The 20,469-nt window shown below is 62.8% G+C and carries 28 protein-coding genes; 18 read left to right on the top strand and 10 right to left on the bottom strand.

The window, feature by feature from the left end:
• Window positions 1-104: 104 nt before the first annotated feature.
• Together NKJ20_RS31820 and betI are read right to left on the bottom strand one after the other, a co-directional pair.
• Complete coding sequence (locus tag NKJ20_RS31820; protein ID WP_352749481.1) at window positions 105-863, bottom strand: SDR family NAD(P)-dependent oxidoreductase; 759 nt, start codon at window positions 861-863, stop codon at window positions 105-107.
• Window positions 864-962: 99 nt separating this feature from the next.
• Window positions 963-1,565: a choline-binding transcriptional repressor BetI gene (gene betI / locus NKJ20_RS31825; RefSeq protein WP_352479299.1), complete on the bottom strand. Its 603-nt coding sequence runs from the start codon at window positions 1,563-1,565 to the stop codon at window positions 963-965.
• A 122-nt stretch (window positions 1,566-1,687) separates the two neighbouring features.
• Between betI and choX the strand changes: the two genes are divergently transcribed.
• Genes choX through NKJ20_RS31840 form a run of 3 tightly spaced genes read left to right on the top strand, consistent with a single transcriptional unit; the run spans window position 1,688 to window position 4,937 of the window.
• Entirely contained in the window at window positions 1,688-2,623 is a 936-nt protein-coding gene (gene choX, locus NKJ20_RS31830; protein ID WP_352749484.1) for a choline ABC transporter substrate-binding protein, read from the top strand.
• Complete coding sequence (locus tag NKJ20_RS31835) at window positions 2,620-3,480, top strand: alpha/beta fold hydrolase (RefSeq protein WP_352749487.1); 861 nt, start codon at window positions 2,620-2,622, stop codon at window positions 3,478-3,480. The genes choX and NKJ20_RS31835 overlap by 4 nt, the downstream gene beginning before the upstream one ends.
• 8 nt (window positions 3,481-3,488) lie before the next feature.
• On the top strand, window positions 3,489-4,937 hold the full coding sequence (locus tag NKJ20_RS31840) for an amidase (protein WP_352749490.1): 1,449 nt from the start codon (window positions 3,489-3,491) through the stop codon (window positions 4,935-4,937).
• A 46-nt stretch (window positions 4,938-4,983) separates the two neighbouring features.
• Here the strand turns inward: NKJ20_RS31840 and NKJ20_RS31845 are convergent, their stop codons facing one another.
• On the bottom strand, window positions 4,984-5,778 hold the full coding sequence (locus NKJ20_RS31845; protein WP_352541617.1) for an NIPSNAP family protein: 795 nt from the start codon (window positions 5,776-5,778) through the stop codon (window positions 4,984-4,986).
• Between the two features lie 150 nt (window positions 5,779-5,928).
• Between NKJ20_RS31845 and NKJ20_RS31850 the strand changes: the two genes are divergently transcribed.
• On the top strand, window positions 5,929-6,327 hold the full coding sequence (locus tag NKJ20_RS31850) for a hypothetical protein (protein WP_352452761.1): 399 nt from the start codon (window positions 5,929-5,931) through the stop codon (window positions 6,325-6,327).
• Window positions 6,328-6,513: 186 nt separating this feature from the next.
• Window positions 6,514-7,107 (top strand): TetR/AcrR family transcriptional regulator, encoded by a 594-nt coding sequence (locus NKJ20_RS31855; protein ID WP_352743449.1) that lies wholly within the window; start codon window positions 6,514-6,516, stop codon window positions 7,105-7,107.
• 62 nt (window positions 7,108-7,169) lie between these two features.
• Here NKJ20_RS31855 and NKJ20_RS31860 read toward each other — a convergent pair whose 3' ends face one another.
• A complete protein-coding gene (locus NKJ20_RS31860; protein ID WP_352452760.1) occupies window positions 7,170-7,763 on the bottom strand; it encodes a hypothetical protein in 594 nt (197 codons plus the stop codon).
• Between the two features lie 119 nt (window positions 7,764-7,882).
• On the opposite strand from NKJ20_RS31860, the gene NKJ20_RS31865 reads away from it, so the two are divergent.
• Entirely contained in the window at window positions 7,883-9,013 is a 1,131-nt protein-coding gene (locus NKJ20_RS31865; RefSeq protein ID WP_352743451.1) for a metallophosphoesterase, read from the top strand.
• A gap of 63 nt (window positions 9,014-9,076) precedes the next feature.
• Here NKJ20_RS31865 and NKJ20_RS31870 read toward each other — a convergent pair whose 3' ends face one another.
• A complete protein-coding gene (locus NKJ20_RS31870) occupies window positions 9,077-9,256 on the bottom strand; it encodes a CsbD family protein (protein WP_254820647.1) in 180 nt (59 codons plus the stop codon).
• Between the two features lie 147 nt (window positions 9,257-9,403).
• On the opposite strand from NKJ20_RS31870, the gene NKJ20_RS31875 reads away from it, so the two are divergent.
• Both NKJ20_RS31875 and NKJ20_RS31880 read left to right on the top strand, forming a co-directional pair.
• Entirely contained in the window at window positions 9,404-10,072 is a 669-nt protein-coding gene (locus NKJ20_RS31875; RefSeq protein ID WP_352743453.1) for a glutathione S-transferase family protein, read from the top strand.
• Between the two features lie 83 nt (window positions 10,073-10,155).
• Window positions 10,156-10,911, top strand: coding sequence for an SDR family NAD(P)-dependent oxidoreductase (locus tag NKJ20_RS31880; protein ID WP_352680715.1), 756 nt, complete (start codon window positions 10,156-10,158; stop codon window positions 10,909-10,911).
• Window positions 10,912-10,930: 19 nt separating this feature from the next.
• Here the strand turns inward: NKJ20_RS31880 and NKJ20_RS31885 are convergent, their stop codons facing one another.
• Window positions 10,931-11,782: a LysR family transcriptional regulator gene (locus NKJ20_RS31885; RefSeq protein WP_352749494.1), complete on the bottom strand. Its 852-nt coding sequence runs from the start codon at window positions 11,780-11,782 to the stop codon at window positions 10,931-10,933.
• A 97-nt stretch (window positions 11,783-11,879) separates the two neighbouring features.
• On the opposite strand from NKJ20_RS31885, the gene NKJ20_RS31890 reads away from it, so the two are divergent.
• The 7 genes from NKJ20_RS31890 (at window position 11,880) to NKJ20_RS31920 (ending at window position 15,364) form a co-directional block, all read left to right on the top strand.
• Window positions 11,880-12,341, top strand: coding sequence for a RidA family protein (locus NKJ20_RS31890; protein ID WP_352616790.1), 462 nt, complete (start codon window positions 11,880-11,882; stop codon window positions 12,339-12,341).
• 48 nt (window positions 12,342-12,389) lie between these two features.
• Window positions 12,390-13,178, top strand: coding sequence for an SDR family oxidoreductase (locus tag NKJ20_RS31895; RefSeq protein WP_352680713.1), 789 nt, complete (start codon window positions 12,390-12,392; stop codon window positions 13,176-13,178).
• Between the two features lie 435 nt (window positions 13,179-13,613).
• On the top strand, window positions 13,614-13,823 hold the full coding sequence (locus tag NKJ20_RS31900) for a cold-shock protein (protein WP_010915421.1): 210 nt from the start codon (window positions 13,614-13,616) through the stop codon (window positions 13,821-13,823).
• A gap of 348 nt (window positions 13,824-14,171) precedes the next feature.
• Complete coding sequence (locus NKJ20_RS31905) at window positions 14,172-14,399, top strand: hypothetical protein (RefSeq protein WP_023677608.1); 228 nt, start codon at window positions 14,172-14,174, stop codon at window positions 14,397-14,399.
• Window positions 14,399-14,806, top strand: coding sequence for a hypothetical protein (locus tag NKJ20_RS31910; RefSeq protein WP_352517839.1), 408 nt, complete (start codon window positions 14,399-14,401; stop codon window positions 14,804-14,806). Before NKJ20_RS31905 ends, NKJ20_RS31910 begins: the two co-directional genes overlap by 1 nt.
• Window position 14,807: 1 nt before the next feature.
• Entirely contained in the window at window positions 14,808-14,972 is a 165-nt protein-coding gene (locus NKJ20_RS31915) for a hypothetical protein (protein WP_023722752.1), read from the top strand.
• A 50-nt stretch (window positions 14,973-15,022) separates the two neighbouring features.
• On the top strand, window positions 15,023-15,364 hold the full coding sequence (locus NKJ20_RS31920) for a YkgJ family cysteine cluster protein (protein ID WP_352517854.1): 342 nt from the start codon (window positions 15,023-15,025) through the stop codon (window positions 15,362-15,364).
• Between the two features lie 34 nt (window positions 15,365-15,398).
• Here the strand turns inward: NKJ20_RS31920 and NKJ20_RS31925 are convergent, their stop codons facing one another.
• A complete protein-coding gene (locus NKJ20_RS31925) occupies window positions 15,399-16,328 on the bottom strand; it encodes an AraC family transcriptional regulator (RefSeq protein WP_352749496.1) in 930 nt (309 codons plus the stop codon).
• A 161-nt stretch (window positions 16,329-16,489) separates the two neighbouring features.
• Between NKJ20_RS31925 and NKJ20_RS31930 the strand changes: the two genes are divergently transcribed.
• On the top strand, window positions 16,490-16,909 hold the full coding sequence (locus tag NKJ20_RS31930) for a nuclear transport factor 2 family protein (RefSeq protein ID WP_352517837.1): 420 nt from the start codon (window positions 16,490-16,492) through the stop codon (window positions 16,907-16,909).
• Window positions 16,910-16,995: 86 nt separating this feature from the next.
• Window positions 16,996-17,607: a LysE family translocator gene (locus tag NKJ20_RS31935; protein WP_352680712.1), complete on the top strand. Its 612-nt coding sequence runs from the start codon at window positions 16,996-16,998 to the stop codon at window positions 17,605-17,607.
• Between the two features lie 26 nt (window positions 17,608-17,633).
• On the opposite strand, the gene NKJ20_RS31940 is transcribed toward NKJ20_RS31935, so the two are convergent.
• Genes NKJ20_RS31940 through NKJ20_RS31950 form a run of 3 tightly spaced genes read right to left on the bottom strand, consistent with a single transcriptional unit; the run spans window position 17,634 to window position 19,544 of the window.
• Entirely contained in the window at window positions 17,634-18,020 is a 387-nt protein-coding gene (locus tag NKJ20_RS31940) for a nuclear transport factor 2 family protein (RefSeq protein ID WP_352452751.1), read from the bottom strand.
• 16 nt (window positions 18,021-18,036) lie between these two features.
• Entirely contained in the window at window positions 18,037-18,483 is a 447-nt protein-coding gene (locus tag NKJ20_RS31945; RefSeq protein ID WP_352452750.1) for an OsmC family protein, read from the bottom strand.
• A gap of 50 nt (window positions 18,484-18,533) precedes the next feature.
• Window positions 18,534-19,544: a zinc-dependent alcohol dehydrogenase family protein gene (locus tag NKJ20_RS31950; RefSeq protein ID WP_352749499.1), complete on the bottom strand. Its 1,011-nt coding sequence runs from the start codon at window positions 19,542-19,544 to the stop codon at window positions 18,534-18,536.
• 95 nt (window positions 19,545-19,639) lie between these two features.
• Between NKJ20_RS31950 and NKJ20_RS31955 the strand changes: the two genes are divergently transcribed.
• Entirely contained in the window at window positions 19,640-20,239 is a 600-nt protein-coding gene (locus tag NKJ20_RS31955) for a TetR/AcrR family transcriptional regulator (protein WP_352452748.1), read from the top strand.
• The last annotated feature ends 230 nt before the right edge of the window (window positions 20,240-20,469 follow it).

The raw sequence follows: 20,469 nt of genomic DNA on the forward strand, positions 1-20,469 counted from the left end.
TCCCATCAGCCATCGCATCAAGAAATGCGCCTGGAACGACGACTATCTCATCAATGCCATCACTCATATGCGATAGCCCTGCCCTCGAGGGGGAGATCGCAGCCTCACCCCGCCGTGTATCCTCCATCCACGGCGAAGATTCCGCCGCTGGTCCATGCCGCTTCGTCGCTGGCGAGATAGACCGCGATGCCGGCAAGGTCGCTGGTCCGGCCGATGCGGCCGAGCGGGTAGCTGCGCTCGACATAGGCCTTGAGCTCGGCTTGCGCGGCCTCAGGCAGGTTTTCGATCGACCTGCGCCGCATCGCTGTATCGACCGTGCCGGGCGCGATGCCGTTGACTCTTATGCCGCGCGGCCCGAGCTCGAAGGCGAGCGACTTGGTCAGCGAATTGAGCGCGCCCTTCGACAGCGAATAGAGGCTGGACGGCCGCTTCGGGATCATCTTGTGCGCGAAATAGGACGAGATGTTGATCACCGAGGCCGCGCCCGGCGCGAGATGCGGCAACAGCCGCTGGGTGAGGAAGAATACCGCCGTGACGTTGAGTGCGAAGGACTGCTGGAACTGATCCTCGCTGACGGTTTCGAACGGCACAAGGAACGCCACGCCGGCATTGTTGACGAGGATATCGACAGGTGGGCCGCGCCTGGCATGCTCGACCACGGCATCGATGCCGGCGCTGGCCGACAGGTCGGACGAAAGCGTTCCGACATTATCCCCGAGCTGCTTGCGGGCGGCGTGGAGCTTTTTGCCGTCGCGGCCGACGATCAGCACGTCCGCGCCTTCGCGCAAGAAAGCCTCGGCGATTGCCAGCCCGATCCCGTCCGAGCCACCGGTGACCAGTGCCCGTTTGCCGCCTAGTCTCATCCAACACTCCCGCACGTGCCGCCTTGTCTGATAACGAGAACAGCGCCGTTGCCAATTGTGGTCAAGCCGCCGGCCTATCCTACAATATGATGCGCCTGTCTATTCGGCAGCGGCTGCACCGCGCCGAACAGCCAGCCGCGTAGCGACGAAATCCTTGACCTGATGAATGGCCTGTTCACGCGTGACGCTGCCGGGTTGCAGGCCAAGCCGCAACCACAGCCCGTCGATCAGGGCGGTGACGCCGAAAGCGATCTCGTCAGCATCGCGCGCCGGCGCCAGACCGCGCAGGCCGGACAGCAGGTTGGAGCGCATGCGCGCATGGATCACCTTCTGGATGCGGGCAAGCTTTTCGTCGCGCGGCACCTCCGCGCAAAGTGAAAGCCAGGCGTGGCAGAGCGAAGGCTGGAAGAGATGCGGCTCGAAATTGCCTTCGATGATGGCATCTATCCTTTGCATTGGCGTGCGCGCCTGTCTCAGCCGCTCGACCACCGCATGCCGCAGCACCAGGTTCGATTCCCGCATGGCGTGCTCGAACAGTTCCCGCTTGCTGTTGAAATAATGCAGCACGATGCCCTTCGACGCGCCGGCCTGTGCCGCCACCTTTTCTATGGTCGCGCCAGCTATGCCTTCGCGCTGAAGCACGGCAAAGGCGGCTTGCCGCAGCTCCTTGCGGCGTATGTCGCTGAGACGCTTGAGTTTCACGGGCCGGGATCCTGCATCGAAAACCGACGTTGACATTTTTGTCCGCCGAGATCAATGATTGACCACTGGGACAATATAAAAACCGAGTGGTCAACATCGTTGGTGAAATGAGGAGAACCGAAATGCTTCGTAGCCTTGGAATAGGCGCCTCGCTCTGCGTCCTGCTGGCGATCCAGCCGGCCTTTGCGGCTGAACCTGAGCAATGCAAGGTCGTGCGCATGGCCGAGCCTGGATGGAACGACCTTGCCTTCACCACCGGCGTCACCAGCGTCTTGCTCGATGCGCTCGGCTACAAGCCGGCAAGCTCGCTTCTGGGCATCAACGTCATCTATGAATCCTTGAAGAACAATGATTTGGACGTGTTCCTTGGCTATTGGGATCCGGCGATGATCACCTACTACGAGCCCTATAAGAAGGACGGCTCGGTAGACGATGTGCGCGTCAATCTCGTCGGCGCCAAATACACCTTTGCCGTGCCGACTTACGTGTGGGAGGCCGGCGTCAAGGATTTTGCCGACCTGCAAAAGTTCGCCGACAAGTTCGGCAGGAAGATGTACGGCATCGAGCCGGGCTCGAACCAGCTGATGATGGACGCCATCGCCGATAAGTCGCTCGGCCTCGATGGCTGGCAGGTCGTCGAATCGAGTGAAGCCGGCATGCTTTCCGAGGTCGGCTACGAGATCAAGGAAAAGCGCTTCATCGTCTTTCAGGGCTGGGCGCCGCATCCAATGAACACGATGTACGACTTCAAATATCTGAGCGGCGGCGACAAGTTCTACGGCCCGAACTTCGGCGCCGCGACGGTGACGACGCAGGTGCGCAATGGCTATCTGCAGCAATGCCCGAATGTCGGGCAGTTGTTGAAGAACCTCGCCTTCGATGTCGATTTCGAAAATCTCGGCATGGGCTATCTCATCAATGACGGCATGAAGCCGGAGGAGGCCGGCCTGAAGGCCCTCAAAGAGAATCCGGATAGGCTCGGCGCCTGGCTTGCCGGTGTCACCACATTCGATGGCAAGCCCGCGCTCGATGCAGTCAAGCAGCAGCTCGGCCTGTGATATCGGCCGATCAGGCGGGCTGGAACGGCCGCAAGCGCAAGGTCGGTGCCGGCTGCACTGAAACGGCCTGCGTCGAAATCGCCGGGCAGGAGCCCGCGCTGGTGCTGGTGCACGGCTTCTCCGACACGAGCCGCAGCTTCTCCTTGCTGGCGCCACATCTCGCCGGGCGCCGGCTTGTCATTCCAGACCTGCGCGGGCATGGCGCCTCGCCGGCCGGGACACGCGGCTTCGCCCCAGCGGATTTCGCGGAAGACGTGGCGAGTTTGATCGAGCGATTGCGGCTCGAGCGGCCGGTTCTGGTCGGGCATTCCCTGGGCAGTATGGTGGCGATCGAGGCAGCCGCGCGCTACGCCGAGATGATCGGCGGCCTGGTGCTGATGGCCGGAACGCTACGGCCGCAGATCGGTGAGGATCACCCGATGACCATTGGTGTGCGGGCGCTTCGAGATCCGATATCACCGGCCGATCCGTTCTATGACTATTGGCATGCCTGCGAGGCCGAGGTTCCAGCGGAATTCCTGACCATGACTGCGGAGGAGGCGTCAGCCATGCCGGCGGCACTCTGGCGCGCAATCCTGGAGCAGGTTCGGCGCATCGATCTGACCGACAAGGCGCGCATGCTGCGCCTGCCGGCGCTTGTCATTGCTGGCGGGCGCGACCTTCTCTTCGACGAAACGCACCAACGGCGGCTCCTCGAAGAAATCCCTAGCGCCGCGTTCGTAAGCGCGGTGCGATGCGGACACAACCCGCACTGGGAGGATCCGGCATTGGTCGCGGCAGCCATCGGCCGGTATTTCAAGGTCCGGACCAAAGCTGGACCCCAGCCGACAGCCGAAGCGACCGGTAGTCCGGGCTGAGAGCAGTCATGAATCTTTCCGAATACGTGGCGTTGGATGCCGTCGCCCTGGCCGGGCATGTTCGCTCGGGCGAATTATCCGCCGTCCAGGTCGTCGAGGCGGCTATCGAAGCGATCGAAAGCATCAATCCCGCCCTCAATGCCGTGACGCTGATCGATGCGGATCGGGCGCTTTCCGTCGCGGCAAGCTGCAACCGGCAGGCGGCACTCGCCGGCATTCCTTTCCTGGTCAAGGACACCGGCGTCAATGTACGGGAGTGGCCGACGACGCACTCGTCGCTCTACTTCAAGGATGCCGCGCCGAAGCCCGACAGCGAGATCGTCCGGCGCTGGCGGGCCGCCGGTCTGATCTTGCTGGGCAAGACAAACACGCCTGAATTTGCCAACGACTTCGTCACCGAACCCAGCTTTCGCGGCCCCACCTCGAACCCCTGGGATCCTTCGCTGACGGCGGGCGGCTCAAGCGGCGGAGCTGCTGCCGCGGTGGCGAGCGGCATGGTGCCGGTCGCCCACGGTTCCGATATCGGCGGATCGATCCGGGTGCCGGCTGCCTGTTGCGGCGTGTTCGGCATGAAGCCGTCGCGTGGGCTCACGCCTGTCGGGCCTGGTCGAGGTCAGGTCGGCGCCGGGCTCTACGCCGAGAACGTCCTGTCCCGCACCGTTCGCGACAGCGCCGCCATGCTGGACATGACTGCCGGTCCAGAACAAGGAGCGCCTTACTCCGTGTCCAAATCGGTGCCGTCCTACCTGGATTGGTTGTCTTCCCCCGGCGAGCGTCTGCGCATCGCATGCCTGGCGCACCGGCCGGACGGCACGCCCGTCGCATCCGAGATCGGGGCAAGATTCCAGGAAGCCATGATCCTCCTCGAGGAAATGGGGCACGAGGTCACAGAGGCGCGTTTCCCGCGGGAAGCCAGCGCCGAAGCGGACTGGAGCATCTTCTGGATGTCGGAGGTCGCGCGGCTGGTTGACGAGCGCGCCGACGAGATCGGGCGGATGCCGGGGGCCGGCGAAATCGAAAGCCTGACTCGTCACGCGCTCGACTGTTTTCGGCGATCCTCGGCCGCCGATTATCTCAGGGCGCAGGACCATGTGCACAGCGCTTCGCTGGCGATGGCGATGGCGTTCGATGGGTTCGACCTGATCACGACGCCGACGACGGCCGAGCCTACGCCCCGGCTTGGCGCCATCCATGGCGATGGTGCTCTCTTCGATTACGAGGCTTGGGCGAGCCGGGCCTACGGCTTTGCGCCTTTCACAGAAATCTTCAACGTCACCGGCCAACCGGCCGCCAGCCTGCCGCTTTTCCAGTCGAAAGACGGCCTGCCGATTGGCATCCAGCTCATTGGCCGCAAGAACGAGGATCACCGGCTGCTGCGCGTTTGCCTTGATCTGGAGCAGGCAACCGCATGGACCACGCGTTACCAGGTGATCCATGGCAGGCATTTTCAGGCGTGAACCAGACAGGGGTTCAGTGCACATAGGTGGCTTTCAACGGCGTTGGTCACGCCGGCGTTGGCTGTCCGAGCAGCGACCGCGCCGTGGGCGCCAGGCGCAGAACCTCCACGGGCCTGGCCAAATCCCGCTGCGCGGCCTGCTCGAACACTTGCCACCCCGGGGATGCGGCCAAGGCTGCCTCGCGGCGGGCATGTGCATCGGCGCTGGCGAAACCGGTGATGCTGATGAAGACGTTTTCGCTGGCCCGCACCGGCAACCGCGGAAAGCTGTTTTCGGCATGCTCGGTAACGAAGGCGGCGAGCGGCGACGCGCCAAATGCGGCGAGCACCGGAAGGGCCGCGGTCTGGAAGTCATTGGCGAAACGGGCTTCCAGGCCCGGTTGCAAATGATGAATCCTGATGACAACAATTGCCTGCAAATCACTGCTTGCGCTCGGTTTTTCGAGGTCCGCCTGGGGTAATCGTAGCGATCCCGAGAGGTCTAGGCCGGCGCCTGGCCAGGCCGGCTTCAGCAGCAGCACGTCGTCAGAATCGATCATCGTGGCGTTGGCGGCGTCGCGCCAGGCAGCCCAGACCGGCCCGTCATAGAAGGCGGTCAGAGCGTTTTTCCGCGCTTCCATACCGTCGAAGCCGCGCAGCCAGACGAACATATCCGGCCGGTCGAGATCGCGGAACTGGCCGATGATGGTCATCCCTGCGGTTTCCTGGCCCTCGATCAGGTGATTGTCGAAGATGCCGATCAGCGTCTCGCGCCTGCCGGGTTTCAGCGTGTATTGCCTGAGTTCGACAACGGGCGAGGCGAGCATATCGGGATTAGGTATGGCGTTCAAAGGCAGGTTCATTGCGCGATCTCCAAAACAGGACAGTCATCCTGTTTTACAAAACAGACCGGTTGTCCTGTTTTGTCAATCTGCTATCGTGTGAAGATGTCAGCAGAGATATCCGCTCGCCCAAGGTCGCGGGCTCAAAAACGCACCAACGACCCCCAAGGCATGCGCAAAAAGGTGCTCGATGTGAAGCAGCCAGAAGCGCCAAGGGACCCCGAAAGAGAATACGTTGAGGCTGCCATATTGCACCGTCAACTACTTGAAATGGGGGATGTCAAAGGATCGAATGCGGCTCACGACCGCTTAATCCGCGCAATAAGAGAGATCAGGAACCGACCTGATCTTGGCCGATCTTTTCTGTTGGGAACCCTGAGGCATACAGACGAAAATGTCAGGTTCTGGAGTGCCGGGCACCTTTTGCCACTCGAAGAAAAAATGGCTCTTGCCGATTTGAAGAGCCTCGCAAGAGACGCGAAATCGTCGGTGGTTAGTTTAAGTGCCGATGTGACCGCAACGGAGTGGCGAAGAGGCACGCTGGATATTGATTGGTTCATGAAAGAGTAGAAGCAGCGCCTCGTCCGAATCGATCACTGGCCGTTGGCGGCGTCGCGCCAAGCAATCCCGACCGGCTGTTTTACAAAACAGACCGGTTGTCCTGTTTTGTCAATCTGCTATCGTGTGAAGATGTCAGCAGAGATATCCGCTCGCCCAAGTTCGCGTGCTCAAAAACGCACCAACGACCCCGAAGGCATGCGCAAAAAGGTGCTCGATGTCGCCGAGGAGGCGTTTCAGGCACGCGGCTATCATGCGTCCAGCATGGGCGACCTGATGGCGACGGCGGGCGTCACCGGCGGCGCGCTGCACCACCATTTCCCAACCAAGAAGGCGCTCGCGCTCGCAGTGATCGAGGAGCGGGTCGCCGCCGCCGTAGAAGAGACATGGATCGCGCCGATGCGGATGGCTCCCTCAGCGCGCGAGGGCGTGCGCTCCGTGTTCGCGGCCGTCGCGGCGGAGCTGGAGCGGCAGGGTTTCGTGCGCGGCTGCCCGCTCAACAACCTGGCGCATGAACTGTCGCTTGCCGATCCGGATTTCCGCATTGCCCTTGCCAGCATTTTTTCTACCTGGCGTCAGGCGATCGCCGACAAGATCAGGGCCGACCAGCAGGCGGGCCGGGAGCAGGGCATCGATCCGCAGCGCTTCGCAGCGTTGGCTGTCGCCAGCTATTCCGGCGCCATGTCGATGGCCAAGACCGCGCAGGACGCAAGCGTGCTGCGCGATTGCCTGATGGCATTGGAACAGGGAGTCACGAGGCGACGTCGCAGGATACTGCACAGAGCGCTTTAACGCTGGCAGGACAGAGGCCGCAGTCGCTGATATCGCGACCGAGGCGGGGAGGCCGAGCTCTCCTAATTCGGCAGCGGCTTGATCAGCTCGTAGCCGACCACGCTTTCGGCACTGGTGCCCTCGTCATAGCGCCTGGCCACAACTGCCTGCAGGTCGGGTGCGTAAAGCGCGATGAATTCGTCCCGCGTCTCGCCGGCCTCGCTCCTGATCGTCTGCTTGACTGCGAGCACGGAGTATTTGCAATCACCCAGGCTGAACGTCTCCTTGCCCTTGACGTTGATCTCCAGCGTCTCGGTGCCCTTCGGCGGCTTGTTCGGTGCGAGACGGGCAAATACGATCTTGCTCTTGGCACCCGCCTTCAGCGGGAACACCTTCCTGAGATCGGAAAACGGGATCATCGCCAGCTGCCCCGTGCTGCTGTCGCGAAACACTTCGATCAGCCCGCCGAACAGGTACTGCGACTGCGGCGATTGCGACTGGTATTTGTTGGCAACCGCCACCATTCCGCCCGCCGCCGGACGAAATTCGCTGTGGATGCCGGGCCTTTCGAGAATGAAGCCGGCCTTGGCCGATTTGGCGTCGATGCACCCGGCGCCATGCGCTGCGCTCGTCACCGCCAGAATCGCCATTGTCATGCCGATGGATGTAGCTTTCATGGCGTCCTCCTTTGCCCGCGCAAGTTGAATGCCGAAAGCAATGCCAGACCTGGGAGAACGTGTCGACATACTTTGCGAGCAACTGGACTGCCGGTCCGCGTCGTGCTGAATTTTAGCGCATGATGTATCGCATTCCCGCCCGGCCGGTTTCCCGGCGCAGCTTCCTGATGCAGGCAGCGGGCCTTGCCGCGGCCGGCGCCGTTTCGCACCCGGCCTTCGGCCAGACCGGCCAGCGCATCCCGCCGATCGACGCCACTTTTCTGTTCATCGCCGATGTCCATGCCTGCCGCATGGCAAACGGATTGAGCCCGCATTGCGAGCAGGAGGGCAAGACAGACGCTGCCTTGCTGCGCAATGTCGCCGCACTCAACGGCGTCGGCGACAGGCAATGGCCGGCTGAAATCGATGGCGTTGCCACCGGCCTGCGCTCGACGGGCAACATCGGCACGCCGCTCGGCCTCGTCGTTGGCGGCGACATCACCGATGATGGCGGCGGCCAGATCACCCAGCCCAGCGAGGGCACGCAACTGCTTCAGTTCAGCCAGCGCTACCAGCAAGGCGTCGGCCCTGACCGCGTGCACATGCCGGTCTATGTCGGCCTCGGCAACCACGACCTCGACCAGAACGGCCCGCGCTCGCATGTCGACTGGTACCGCCGCGAAATGCGCGACTACGTCGAGATCAACCACCGCCCCGGCGTGTTCTTCAAGCCGCCTGCGCCGGCGACCGACTACGATGTCGGGACCGATTGCTATTCATGGGATTGGGGCGGCCTGCATCTTGTCCAGACGCACCGTTTCGCCGGCGATACCGGCCATGGCGCCACCAGCAGCCTGCCATGGCTGAAGCAGGACCTGGCAACCTATGCCGGCGACGGCCGCCCGGTCATCCTGTTCCAGCATTATGGCTGGGATACTTTTTCGATCGAAAGATGGGACGCCGCCGAGAAAACTTTCGACGACGGCGGCAAGGGTCCGCCCCACTGGTGGAGCGAAGCCGACAGGCAGGCGCTGCTGGCTGTGCTGAAGGGTTACAACGTCGTCGGCATCTTCCATGGCCACCAGCACGCGACGCCGATGATCTACCACCGTGACGAGGTCGACTTGTTCAAGCCGAAGGCCGCCTTCATGGGCGGCTTTGCGCTGGCGCGGGTGACGGGAAACAGCATGGATGTGGTGCTGGGCGAAGCCGCCGGAGATCATGGCGAGGTCACCTTCACCAATGCATACAGCAAAAGCCTGACTTTCTGACGGGCAGGAGAGGGCCAAAAAAGGCGGCCGAGCCGCCTTTTCCTCGTTTGCGAAGGGCCACCCTCAAAGCGCCTTCTTCACCTTGTCCTTCACGTCGCCGTAAGCCTTCTGCATCTTGCCGGTCGCCTTGTCGACGTCGCCTTCGGCCTCGGTGCGCCTGTTGCCGGTGGCCTTGCCGGCGGTCTGCTTGACCGAGCCCTTGGCTTGCTTGGCAACGCCGGCAACCTGATCCTTGTTCACCATCTCGCATCTCCTGAACCGTTCGCCTGGAGAAACGGTCGCGGATCGCTTAGGTTCCGGGTTCTGCCCGTCGATTGGGATAGCTTCCGGCCGCGAAGCCGACAGGATAGGGTGCACCAGAACGCCCGAACAGACAGGGCCGGAGGGACAATGGCTGAATTCACGCTCTTCATCGGCAACAAGTGTTTTTCGTCGTGGTCACTGAGGCCATGGCTGGCGATGAAGCACCTGGAGATCCCGTTCGAGGAGGGTTTTGTGCGCCTGCGCACGCCCGAGACCGCGGCCAATCTGGCCAGGATATCGCCGACCGGCCAGGTGCCGGTGCTGAACCATCGGCTGCCGAATGGCGAGGTCCGGATCGTCTGGGAAACCCTTGCCATCCTTGAATATCTCGCCGAGCTGTTTCCCGGGAAAGAGCTTTGGCCGGCCGACATCGGCGCCCGCGCGCTGGCCCGCTCGGCGGCGACAGAGATGCATTCCGGCTTTCGCGAGGTCCGCTATGGCTGGCCGATGAATTTGCGCCGGCCGAAAGGCTACAAGCCGCTCGACGCCGAAGGTGAGACGCAACGGGCGCGCATCGAAGGGCTATGGCGCGAATGCCGCGAAAAACACGGCAAAGTCGGCCCGTTCCTGTTTGGCCGTTTCACCGCGGCCGACGCCATGTACGCGCCGGTCGTCACCCGCTTCGACACCTATGGCGGCACGCTGGCGCCCGACACCCGCGCCTATGTCGACGCCGTGCTTTCAATACCGGCGATGCGCCACTGGTATGCCGAGGCGGCGAAAGAGCCTTGGCCGGAGCCCGGCCCAGACGAGTAGAGCCGAGCAACCGGCAAGCTGGTCTTCCACTTCGCGGCCCGCGGCCTATCTGAAGATCGGGCAGGGGCCTTGGAGACTTCACAATGACTTCTGTTTCTTCCGCACTAGCCGGCAAGGTCGCACTCGTCACCGGCGCCTCCTCGGGCATCGGCGAGGCAACGGCTGTGGCGCTCGCAGCCGCCGGGGCCAAGGTGGCGATTGCCGCACGCCGCGCCGATCGTCTCGAAGCGCTGGCCGCGCGTATCGAAAAGGCCGGCGGCACGGCGCTCCGCATCCAGGCCGACGTCACCAGCAACGACGATGTCACCGCCATGGTCGACAAGGTTGTCGCCGAATGGAGCCGCCTCGACATCCTCGTCAACAATGCCGGGGTGATGCTTCTGTCGCCCGCCGCCGAGGCGGTGCTCGACGACTGGCGCCGCATGGTCGAGCTCAACCTGTTGGCGCTGATGGGCGTCACCAAGGCGGCACTGCCGCATCTGAGGGCCGCCAAGGGTCACATCGTCAACGTCTCGTCAGTCGCCGGCCGTGTCGCCAATCCCGGCGCCAGCGGCTATGCAGCAACCAAGTTCGGCGTCGTCGGCTTTTCCGAATCGCTGCGCCGCGAAGTCTACGCCGACAAGGTTCGCGTCACCGTCATCGAGCCCGGCCTGGTACGCACCGAGCTCGGCGACCACATCACCAATCCGACGTTCAAGGCTGATCTGGATAAGCGGCTTGCCGCCATGGAGGCGCTTACCGCCGAGGACATCGCCGCGGCCATTCTTTACGCGGTGTGCCAGCCGGCACACGTCAACGTCAACGAGATCGTCATCCGCCCGACCGACCAGGAGCGGTGAATGACGTCAGATCTTTTCGCTACGTCTCGAAACCCGCCCGCAGGAAATCGCCACACTCCTCGACCAGCCGGGACGGGTCCCTCGCGAGATAGACGCCGAAATCCGCTGTCGGCGCCGGCGGCAGGTTGAAGCGTCCGTTGAGGCTTTGGCAGTCGGGCGGTAGTCCTTCCTGCAGCAGAAGGCCGATGCCAAGCCCGGCCCTCAGCGCCGAGTTCAGTGTCGCGAAGGTCGACACGCGGCAGCCGATCTTCCAGCCGATCCCGGCCTCGGCGAGCGAAGCCAGCATCCTGTCCTGCCAGGAGCAGGCGCCTTCGAAGATGATCAGCGGAAGCTCAACCTCGTCATCGATCTCGATCATGCGGCTTGCCGCCCAGACCAGCTGTCGTGACAGATGGCCTCGCGGCGCCTTTGTGAAGCGCGCCGGATCGGCCATGACGATGTCGCATTTTCCTTCGCCCAGCGACTTGCTGAGATCGGTGCTGCTGGCTGATGTCAGCTCGATCTCCACGGAAGGATGCCGGCGGCGGAAGTCGGCGATGATCAACGGCAGCCGTGTCACCGCCAAATCCTCGACGATGCCCAGCCGGACACGGCCGACCAGACTGCGGCCCTCTATCTCGCGCCTGGCATCGTCGCCGATCGCGATGGCCTTGCGGGCGAAGGCGAGCAGGATCTCGCCGGCCTCGGTCAGCGTCACGCCGCGCGGCGAACGGCGCAGCAGCTCGGCGCCGACTTCGCCCTCGAGGCGCTGAAGCTGCATGCTCACCGCCGCCTGGGTGCGGGCAAGCCGATCGGCGGCCCGGCTCACCGTTCCCGTATCGGCCACGGTGACGAAGGCGCGCACCAGCCTGACGTCGATATCACCAGTCATAAAAATTCCTGATAGCTGGGTCAGCACTATCAGGCTATCCGAAAGCCCGGTCTGAATTCAAGGTCCGCTCGCGCCAACGAAAACAGGAGCAGCCACCTTGTCCTACAGAAGAAGATTTGAGGAGTTCGGTGTCGCCTGGCCGTCGCTCGATCGGCCCGCTTTGCCGTTCTCGCCGACGGTTCGGGTCGCAGACATCGTCTATGTCTCCGGTCAGATCCCCGAGATCGGGCAGGAGATCGCTGCGATCGGCCAGGTCGGCGCAGAGATCGATCTGGCCGCGGCGCGGAACGCCGCCCGGCTCTGCGCGGCCAACATCGTCTATTGGCTGGACAAGGAATTGGACGGCAATCTCGACCGCGTCGTGAGATTCGCCAAGCTGACCGTCTATGTGAACGCGGCGGCCGGCTTTGCGGCCTATTCGGAGGTCGGCAACGGAGCATCCGAATTTCTGCTCCATGTTTTTGGCGAGCGTGGCGAGCATGCCCGCTGCTCGCTCGGCATGGCCGGCTTGCCGGCCAATGTTCCGGTCGAAGCCGACGCCATTGTGCATGTACGCTAGGGAAGTCGCCCGAAAAATGGGCAGTGAAACCAAGAGGACGCTTGGCTGATGGCTGCAAATCTTGAGGGAAGGAAGGCGCTTGTTCTCGGCGGAGGCAAGGGCCTCGGTTTCGGCGTCGCCGAAGCGCTCGCGGCGAAAGGCGCCGAGATCATCCTGGTCGGACGAGGGGAGGAGACCCGGGATGCGGCGCGGCACGCAATCGAGTCCGCCGGCCACATCTGCTCGACTTTCAGCGCCGATCTTTCCGATAACGACAGCGTCTCCCGGCTGATCCGTGCCATCGAGGACGAGCATCAGCGGATCGACATCGTCCTGCTCAATGGCGGCGGCCCGCCGCCCTTCGCGGCCAGCGTCTTCGATGCGAGCGTCTGGGAGAAGCAGTTCACCAGCATGGTGCTGAGCCAGATGCGCATCGCCATTTCTTTCCTGCCAGGCATGCGGGCGCGGCGCTGGGGACGCATCATCGCCGTCTCCTCCACGTCCGTCCGCGAGCCGATCCCCGGCCTCACCGCTTCGAATGCGTTGCGCGCGTCGCTTGCCGGCTGGGCCAAGACCCTGGCCGGCGAAGTGGCGGCGGACGGCGTCACCGTCAACCTGTTGCTGCCTGGCCGTTTTGCGACGGACCGGACGAAGCAGTTCGACGCGATGGACGCCGCCGACAGGGGTGTGGACGCTGCTGTGATCGCCGCCGAGAGTCAGGCCGAAATCCCGGCAAAGCGCTACGGGACCCCCGCCGAATTCGGCGCGGTTGCCGCATTCCTGGCCAGCGACGACGCCGCCTATATCACCGGCGTGGCTTTGCCGGTGGATGGTGGGCTCAGCCGCGGCATGCTGTGAGGGGCAGGCGGCGCGAATGCTCGCATCACACAGGAACGCCCCTCGTGCCTTTTATCTGCGCGGGGGGCGTCCTGTTTGTCGTCCGCCTCTCTCAAGATCGCTCTTTCAAGAACGGCTTTCGACACCGAAAGAATGCCCGCGGTGCCAAAATGGTTCCCGGCTAAGTGGTTTTTTCGGCGGGCAATAGCCCGGCTTTCGCCGTCCGATGTGCTGGCGCGGGCCGCCGCCGCGCGTCTTCGCGAGTGTGGCAAATCAAAAAAATTGACACAACGCGCAAAGAAGTCTATAAGAATTTTGTCGATATTTGTTTGACCGACTTTTGTTATCCGCGTGCTTAGGCGCGCCTTTGGCGAACTTCCCCCATCAAAATCGAGACAAACGTTGTTGTGCATCCGCATGACGGCGAACGAATATTTGCCATGGAAAGGGTTCGTTATGAGCACAGGCACAGTTAAATGGTTCAACGCCACCAAGGGTTTTGGTTTTATTCAGCCTGACGACGGTTCTGCCGACGTTTTCGTCCACATCTCAGCCGTCGAGCGCGCCGGAATGCGCGACATCGTCGAGGGCCAGAAGCTTGGCTACGAGATGGTCCGCGACAACAAGTCGGGCAAGATGTCCGCCGACCAGTTGAAGGCGGCCTAAAACGGAATTCAGCCTCACCGGTGACCACGGATGTACTGGCACCGGTGAATGGCAAATTCCAGCGCATGATCGCGGGATGTTAAATCTCGGAGCGGATCATGTGCATTGAGAAGAACGTTTCTTTGCGCGTTTCTCGGGATGCGCAGGCGCTCTTATGGAAGGTCAGGCGGTGCCTGGCCTTTTTCATTTTTGCGCTTCGACCGCCGAAAGAGCGCTGCTCGACGGCCCGGACGTGCTAAGGACGTTCCAGCAATTTGAACCGGCTGCCGTATTGCTTTGTGCGGGATCCTGGCCGAAAGACCAGTCTCGCCACTTTTCGGCGGCGTGCTCCGAACCGGGAGAAAGACCTTGACCGCAACTTCAAAAAAACCCCGCGACCAGGCCGAATCCATTTTCAGCAAGACGCGGACCCAGTCGATGTCGCTCGACCGCATCAATTCCGAACGGGATGCCGTCAGCCAGGCCCGCGAAGCCAAGACCGCGCGGCTGCGCGAATTGCGGCTGGAGAAGGAAGCCGACGACATGGCGGCGGCGGTTGCGCTCGCGGCCTCGCCGAAACGCGCAGGCAAACGCTGATGGCCACCAAACGCGTGCCTCAAAAGGCGATCGCCGCAGATTCGACCATCGCCGATGTCGTGGGCGAACTAGACAAGCCGGTCGAATATGTCCGGCGCGTGCTCGAAAAGCTCGAGCGCTGCAGGCGTGTCCACGGCGATGCCCAGGTTCGGCTCGGCGTGCGCGGTCGTGCCGAATGCCCCAATTATCTGATTGAATACGTCCGGGAAAACGCCAAGACCCGCGAGCGCATGACCTTTCAGGATGCCGCTTACAGCGGCAGCACGCATCGCGAGCTGGCGCCCCGGCACATCGAGGAAGCCAGGAACTGGTCGCCCGAAGAAATGAACATCACGGCCGTTTCGGCGCTCATCGGCCGCCTTCGCAATCCGAATGCGCCATCATCGCGTTTCTCTGACGAGGATTGATATGGCAATCAAGTTTTCCGCCAAGGGCCAGCCGGCAGCGCCTGCTGCCGCCGTGAAGCCGGCCAAGCCGGCGGCCGCGCCAAAAACCGGCGAAGCCGCCGAAGCGGGCACCGATCTGTTCAGGTCGCCGGCGGAAGCACCGCCGCGCAAGCCCAAGAAGAAATAGCGTCCTTGCAGCAAAATGCCGACCGGAAATCTGCGCCAAGGCTGCTTGCCCTGGCGGTCGCAGAGGAGTTTTCGTCGCCACAAGAGGGCGTCGGTCCGATTGCCTTCGATTGCCAGACCTGTGGCGCCTGCTGCGCCTACTCGTCCAGATGGCCGCGCTTCTCCACCGAGGATGACGCGCAGCTCGACCTTATCCCGCAAAAATACGTGGCTGCCGACGAAGCCGGTATGCGCTGCGACGGCGCGCGCTGTTCGGCACTGTGCGGCGAGGTCGGCAAGTCAACGGCCTGCGGCATCTACGACATCCGCCCCGACGTCTGCCGCGCCTGCATGCCGGGCGATGACGACTGCCTGATCGCGCGTCGGGCTCACGGTCTGCCGACGCTTGAATGACGGCCCTCGGGCTGGCGTCCCAGTTTGAATTTCGTCAATCAGATGCGCGAAAGTCGCTGCGGTAGAGGCCGGGCGATCGTCCGGTCAATCGTTTGAATGCCTGCGAGAACGACGGCACCGATTCATATCCGACGGCGCGCCCGATCTCGCCAATGTTCTGGTTCGTTTCCCGCAGAGCCTTGGCGGCAAGGTTCATCCGCCACCGGGTCACATAGGACAGCGGCGGCTGTCCTACCAGTTGAGCGAAGCGACGCGCGAAGGTGGCCCGGGACTGTGCTGCGCCGCTGGCAAGGGAAGCGATGGTCCAGGGATTGCCCGGCCGCTCGTGGATCAGGCGCAAAGCCTGCGCAATGCCTTTGTCGCGCAAGGCGCCAAACCATCCCCCTGTTCCGAGTGGCTGATGTTCGATCCAGGCGCGCAACAAGAAGATCAACGTGCTGTCGAGAAGGCGTGGGGCGACAATGTCGTGGCCGCCGAGATCGCCTTTCGCTTCGACCTGCAGAAGTTCCAGGGCAAGCCGCAGCGGCTCGCTGGTGTCGATCTGATTCCGGGTCAAATGAATCAGCGGAGGAAGCAGCGAAACCATCGGATATGGCCCGACGCCGTCGAGTGAATATCTCGCACAAAGAAGAGTTGTCGCGCCGCTCTCGCTTTTCGGTTCCAGTCCGCTCCGATTTGCGGAAAGGACGGCGGATATCGATGCCGTCGGTGCATCCGCCGGATTGCAAAGGGCATGCCCGATACCGCTCGCGACAAGGATGACATCTCCCTCGCCTAAGCGGATCGGCTCCCTTTCACCGGCTAACCGCAGCCAGCATTCGCCGTTCTGTATGACGTGGATGGCGGCATTCCTTGTCGGATCCACCGAAATACCCCATGGCCGATGCAGGGTCGCGCTGCCGATCATGGCGCTGCCAAATCTCAGCGAAGCAAGAACTTCGGACAAGGCGTCCATGAGAACCATCCTCCAACGATGAATAGGACGACGCTATTAGACGATTGGATAAGAATCTAGTGGAATAGCGTATCGACCATCTCACAATCGCAACAGATCATGTTGGCAATGTCGGCGTGCGGACGCTCCTGTCCACACCGGGCAGAAGCAGGCACGGGAAGGAGCAAAACATGCGTGACGAACCATCAAATCCATTTCCAGCCGAGAGTCATAATTCGCTCGAGACCAACAAGACGATCGTCCTGGACTTCATCGACAAAGCAGTAAACCAAGGCAACATCGAAGCTGCTTCGATGCATTTTGGCGAACGCTACATCCAACACAATCCGAACATTGCGGATGGTGCGGAAGGCTTCAAAGCCTATCTGCAGCAGCTCAAACAGTCATTTCCCCTCGTGAAGGGAGAGGTGAAGCGGATTTTTGCCGAAGGGGATTTCGTCATCGTGCACATGCACGCAAAACGCGAACCGGAGGAGGAGGGCTTGGCCATTGTCGACATTTTCAGGCTGAAGGACAGCAAGCTGGTCGAACACTGGGAAGTTCGGCAGCCCATCGCGGATAGCAAGCTGCACGCCAATAGCATGATCTGAATGCGGACAGGCTCTCAGGCTGGCTTGTGCCCGCACGTTTCGCTGATTACGCTGCCGGCGGCGGGGCCAGCACCGGGAGACCATCTGTGAGCATCGAATTTCTGTTGACGTCGCTGATTGTCGTGGCTTCGCCCGGCACCGGCGTTCTCTATACGCTGAGCGCCGGGCTTTCACGTGGTGCGCGCGCCAGCATCATTGCCGCTTTCGGCTGCACGCTCGGCATCATTCCGCACATGGCGGCCGCCATCACCGGCCTCGCGGCACTGCTGCATACCAGTGCCGTCGCCTTCGAGACGCTGAAATATCTCGGCGTCGCCTACCTGCTCTACATGGCCTGGAACACGCTGAAGGAGAAGGGCGGCCTGAGCGTCGAAGAAAATGTCGCGCCGCGCTCGGCCGGCAAAGTGATCACTTCGGGCATCCTCATCAACATCCTCAATCCGAAGCTGTCGATCTTCTTCTTTGCCTTCCTGCCGCAATTCGTCAGCACCACCGAACCGCATGCGCTGTCGAAAATGCTGGAGCTCAGCAGCATCTTCATGCTGCTCACCTTCGTGGTCTTTGTCAGCTATGGCATTTTTGCCGCGTCGATCCGCAGCCATGTCGTGTCGCGGCCAAAGGTGCTGACCTGGATGCGCCGTACCTTCGCCGGAGCCTTTGTCATGCTCGGCGCCAAACTGGCGCTGGCGGACCGGTAGACAGGAAGGTCGCGGGCAGCGCAAATCTATCCCTTCACATAGCCCATGGCCTCGACGATCTGCCCGTCCGCCACGCGCATCAGGTTGACGCCGCGCAGCGAATTGCCGTCGGCCATGCAGTAGCGCCAGCGGATCGTCGCCCGGTCGCCGGCGACGAAAGTTTCTTCGATGTCGAAGCGCGTGCCGGGTCCGGTCGCGATCGCCGACCACAGTTCGACGCAGGCGCCCTTGCCGATGCGGCGGGCGCCGTCCGGGGCCGGCGTGGTGTTCTCGATCACGCAATCTTCCGCCACCAGATCGTCGAGCGCCGAAGGGTCGTGGCGCTGGAAGACGTCGTTGTAGCGCCGCATGATCTCGGCCGTTTCGGCGGAGCGTTTGGCCGCCGCGATGTCGATGATGAGTTCCTGTGTCATTGGATATTCCTTCCCTTCAGTGATCGGTAGCGGTTTCGACGAGGCGGGCCTTGAGCGTGATCACGGCGACGCCGGCCAGCGCCCGCGACACGAGGCAGCTCTCCTTGGCCGTCTGCGCCAGCCGCTCGAACTCCCCCGCCGCCAGCCCGGCGACGCTTGCCTCGGTCTCCAGCTCGATACGGGTCAGCGTCGGTCCGGCCGCGGTGGCGCTGAGATGCGCTTTCGCGATCGTGTGGATGCGTGCGGGAGTGTAACCTTCGCGGCCGAGGATGGCGCTCAGCGCCATCGAGAAGCAGCCGGCATGCGCCGCGGCAATCAATTCCTCGGGGTTGGTGCCGGGACCGTTCTCGAAACGCGACGGGAACGAGTAGGCGCCTTCGAAGACGCCGCTGCCGAGCTTCAGCCGGCCCGAACCCTCCTTCAACGATCCCTGCCATTGGGCCTCTGCTTCACGAATGGTCATTGTGTCTCTCCTTTGATTTGAGGGGTCGATCAGATTTTGGGGCGGACCAGTCAGGCGCTGTCGACGACCACTTTCCCGAAGACGTCGCCTTGCTGGAAATAGCGATAGGCGTCGTTGGCCTCGTCGAAGGCGAACACCTTGTCGATGACAGGCTTAAGCCGATGCACCGAGATGGCGCGCAGCATGGCTTCGAGGTTGGTGCGATTGCCGACGAACAGGCGGCTGATGGTGGCGAGGCTGCGCTGGTAGACCGGGCCGGGGATCTGCACCGTCCCGCCTTTCGCATCCTGTATGGTGAGAAGCACGATGCGCCCGTAAAGCGCGCAGGCGATCATCGATTGCGCGAAGGTCGGCGGGCCGCCGGTCTCGACGACGAGGTCGATGCCGCCGGTCTGCTCTCGCACCGCAGCACCCCATTCCGGCATGTCGGCGGTCGAGACGACGAGGTCGGCGCCTAGCGCCTGCAGCCGGTCCAGCTTCTCGTTGCGCGAGGTAACCGCCACGACACGGCAGCCGAGCAGCTTGGCGAATTGCAGCGCAAATAGCGCGACGCCACCTGAACCGATGACAAGAACCCATTGGCCGGGCTTCGGCATTTCGGCCCCAGTCACGGCATTCCAGGCGGTCAGGCCGGCGCAGGTTAGTGTCGCCGCTTGATGCCGGTCGAGATGATCGGGAAGCCGCACCGCCCATTGCTCGTCGAGCACGGCGTATTCGGCCAGCATCCCGTCCAGCGTGCAGCCAAGCTGGTCGATCAGACCGGCATTGATGCGGCCATCGATCCAGCGCGCAAAATAACTGCCGGTGACGCGGTCGCCGACGGCAAAGCGGGTGACGGCATCGCCGACCGCAACGACTTCACCGGCGCCGTCGCTCAGCGGAACGACCCCTTGGCGCGGCGCCAGCGGATAGCTGCCGTTGAGGATCATCGTGTCGCGGCGCTTGAGCGAAGCGGCGCGGACACGCACGACGATCTCGTGCGGCTTCGGCGTCGGCTGCGCCTCGTCGCGCATCACCAGGCACTTGGTCCCGCAGGTTCCTTCAAGACGATAACTGCGCATTTGCCTCTCGATATGTAGACTGATCTACATATTATGTAGACCGATTGTCATATTCGAGGCAAGGCCTATAATGCTCACTCCTGACAGAGGTTGACATGGCGAACGACACCCGTACCCGCATACTCGAGACCACGGGACGCCTGCTTCGGCAGCGCGGCTATCACGGCACTTCGCTCAACGACATATTGAGCGCCTCAGGCGCGCCGAGAGGCTCGCTCTATTTTCATTTTCCGGGCGGCAAGGACCAGCTGGTCATCGAGGTGACGCGCGACAGCGTCGCCGATGTGACGCAGAGGCTGGACGCCGCACTCGCTGCCGAAAAGGATCCGGCGGTGGCCGTCCACCACATTTACCAGTCGGTCGCCCGCATGTTGGAGGACAATCGGTTCACGCTCGGTTGCCCGATCGCGCCCGTGGTGTTGGACTCGCCGACAGACGTGCCGGAACTGGCCGAATTGTGCCGGTCCGCCTTCGAGCAGTGGATAGGCTTGCTCAGGGCGGCCTTCGTCAGGGCAGGGGTGCCCGAGCGCCGCGCGTACGCGCTCGCATTGCTGGTCGAATCATCGCTGGAAGGGCTGATGGTGATCGCACGCGCCACCCACGACCGCGCCCCGGTGCTGGCGGTAGCCGATGAGGTCGCGGCGCTGATTGAGGGGGCATTGCCGGCCAAGAGTGCCGCTGCCGCGGTGCATTGATATCGCCGCTTGAGCCGGGGCAGCCCGCTATGAAGCAAACAAAAAGGGCGGCATCGCTGCCGCCCTTTCCGTAAGCTTGCGAGATTGGCTGGATTAGAAATCCATGCCACCCATGCCGCCCATGCCGCCGCCGCCCATGCCGCCAGGCATGCCGCCGCCAGCCGACTCCTTCTTCGGAGCCTCCGCGATCATGGCTTCGGTGGTGACCAGCAGGCCGGCGACCGAGGCCG

The sequence above is a fragment of the Mesorhizobium sp. M0185 genome, from assembly GCF_040322175.1.
Lineage (GTDB): Bacteria > Pseudomonadota > Alphaproteobacteria > Rhizobiales > Rhizobiaceae > Mesorhizobium.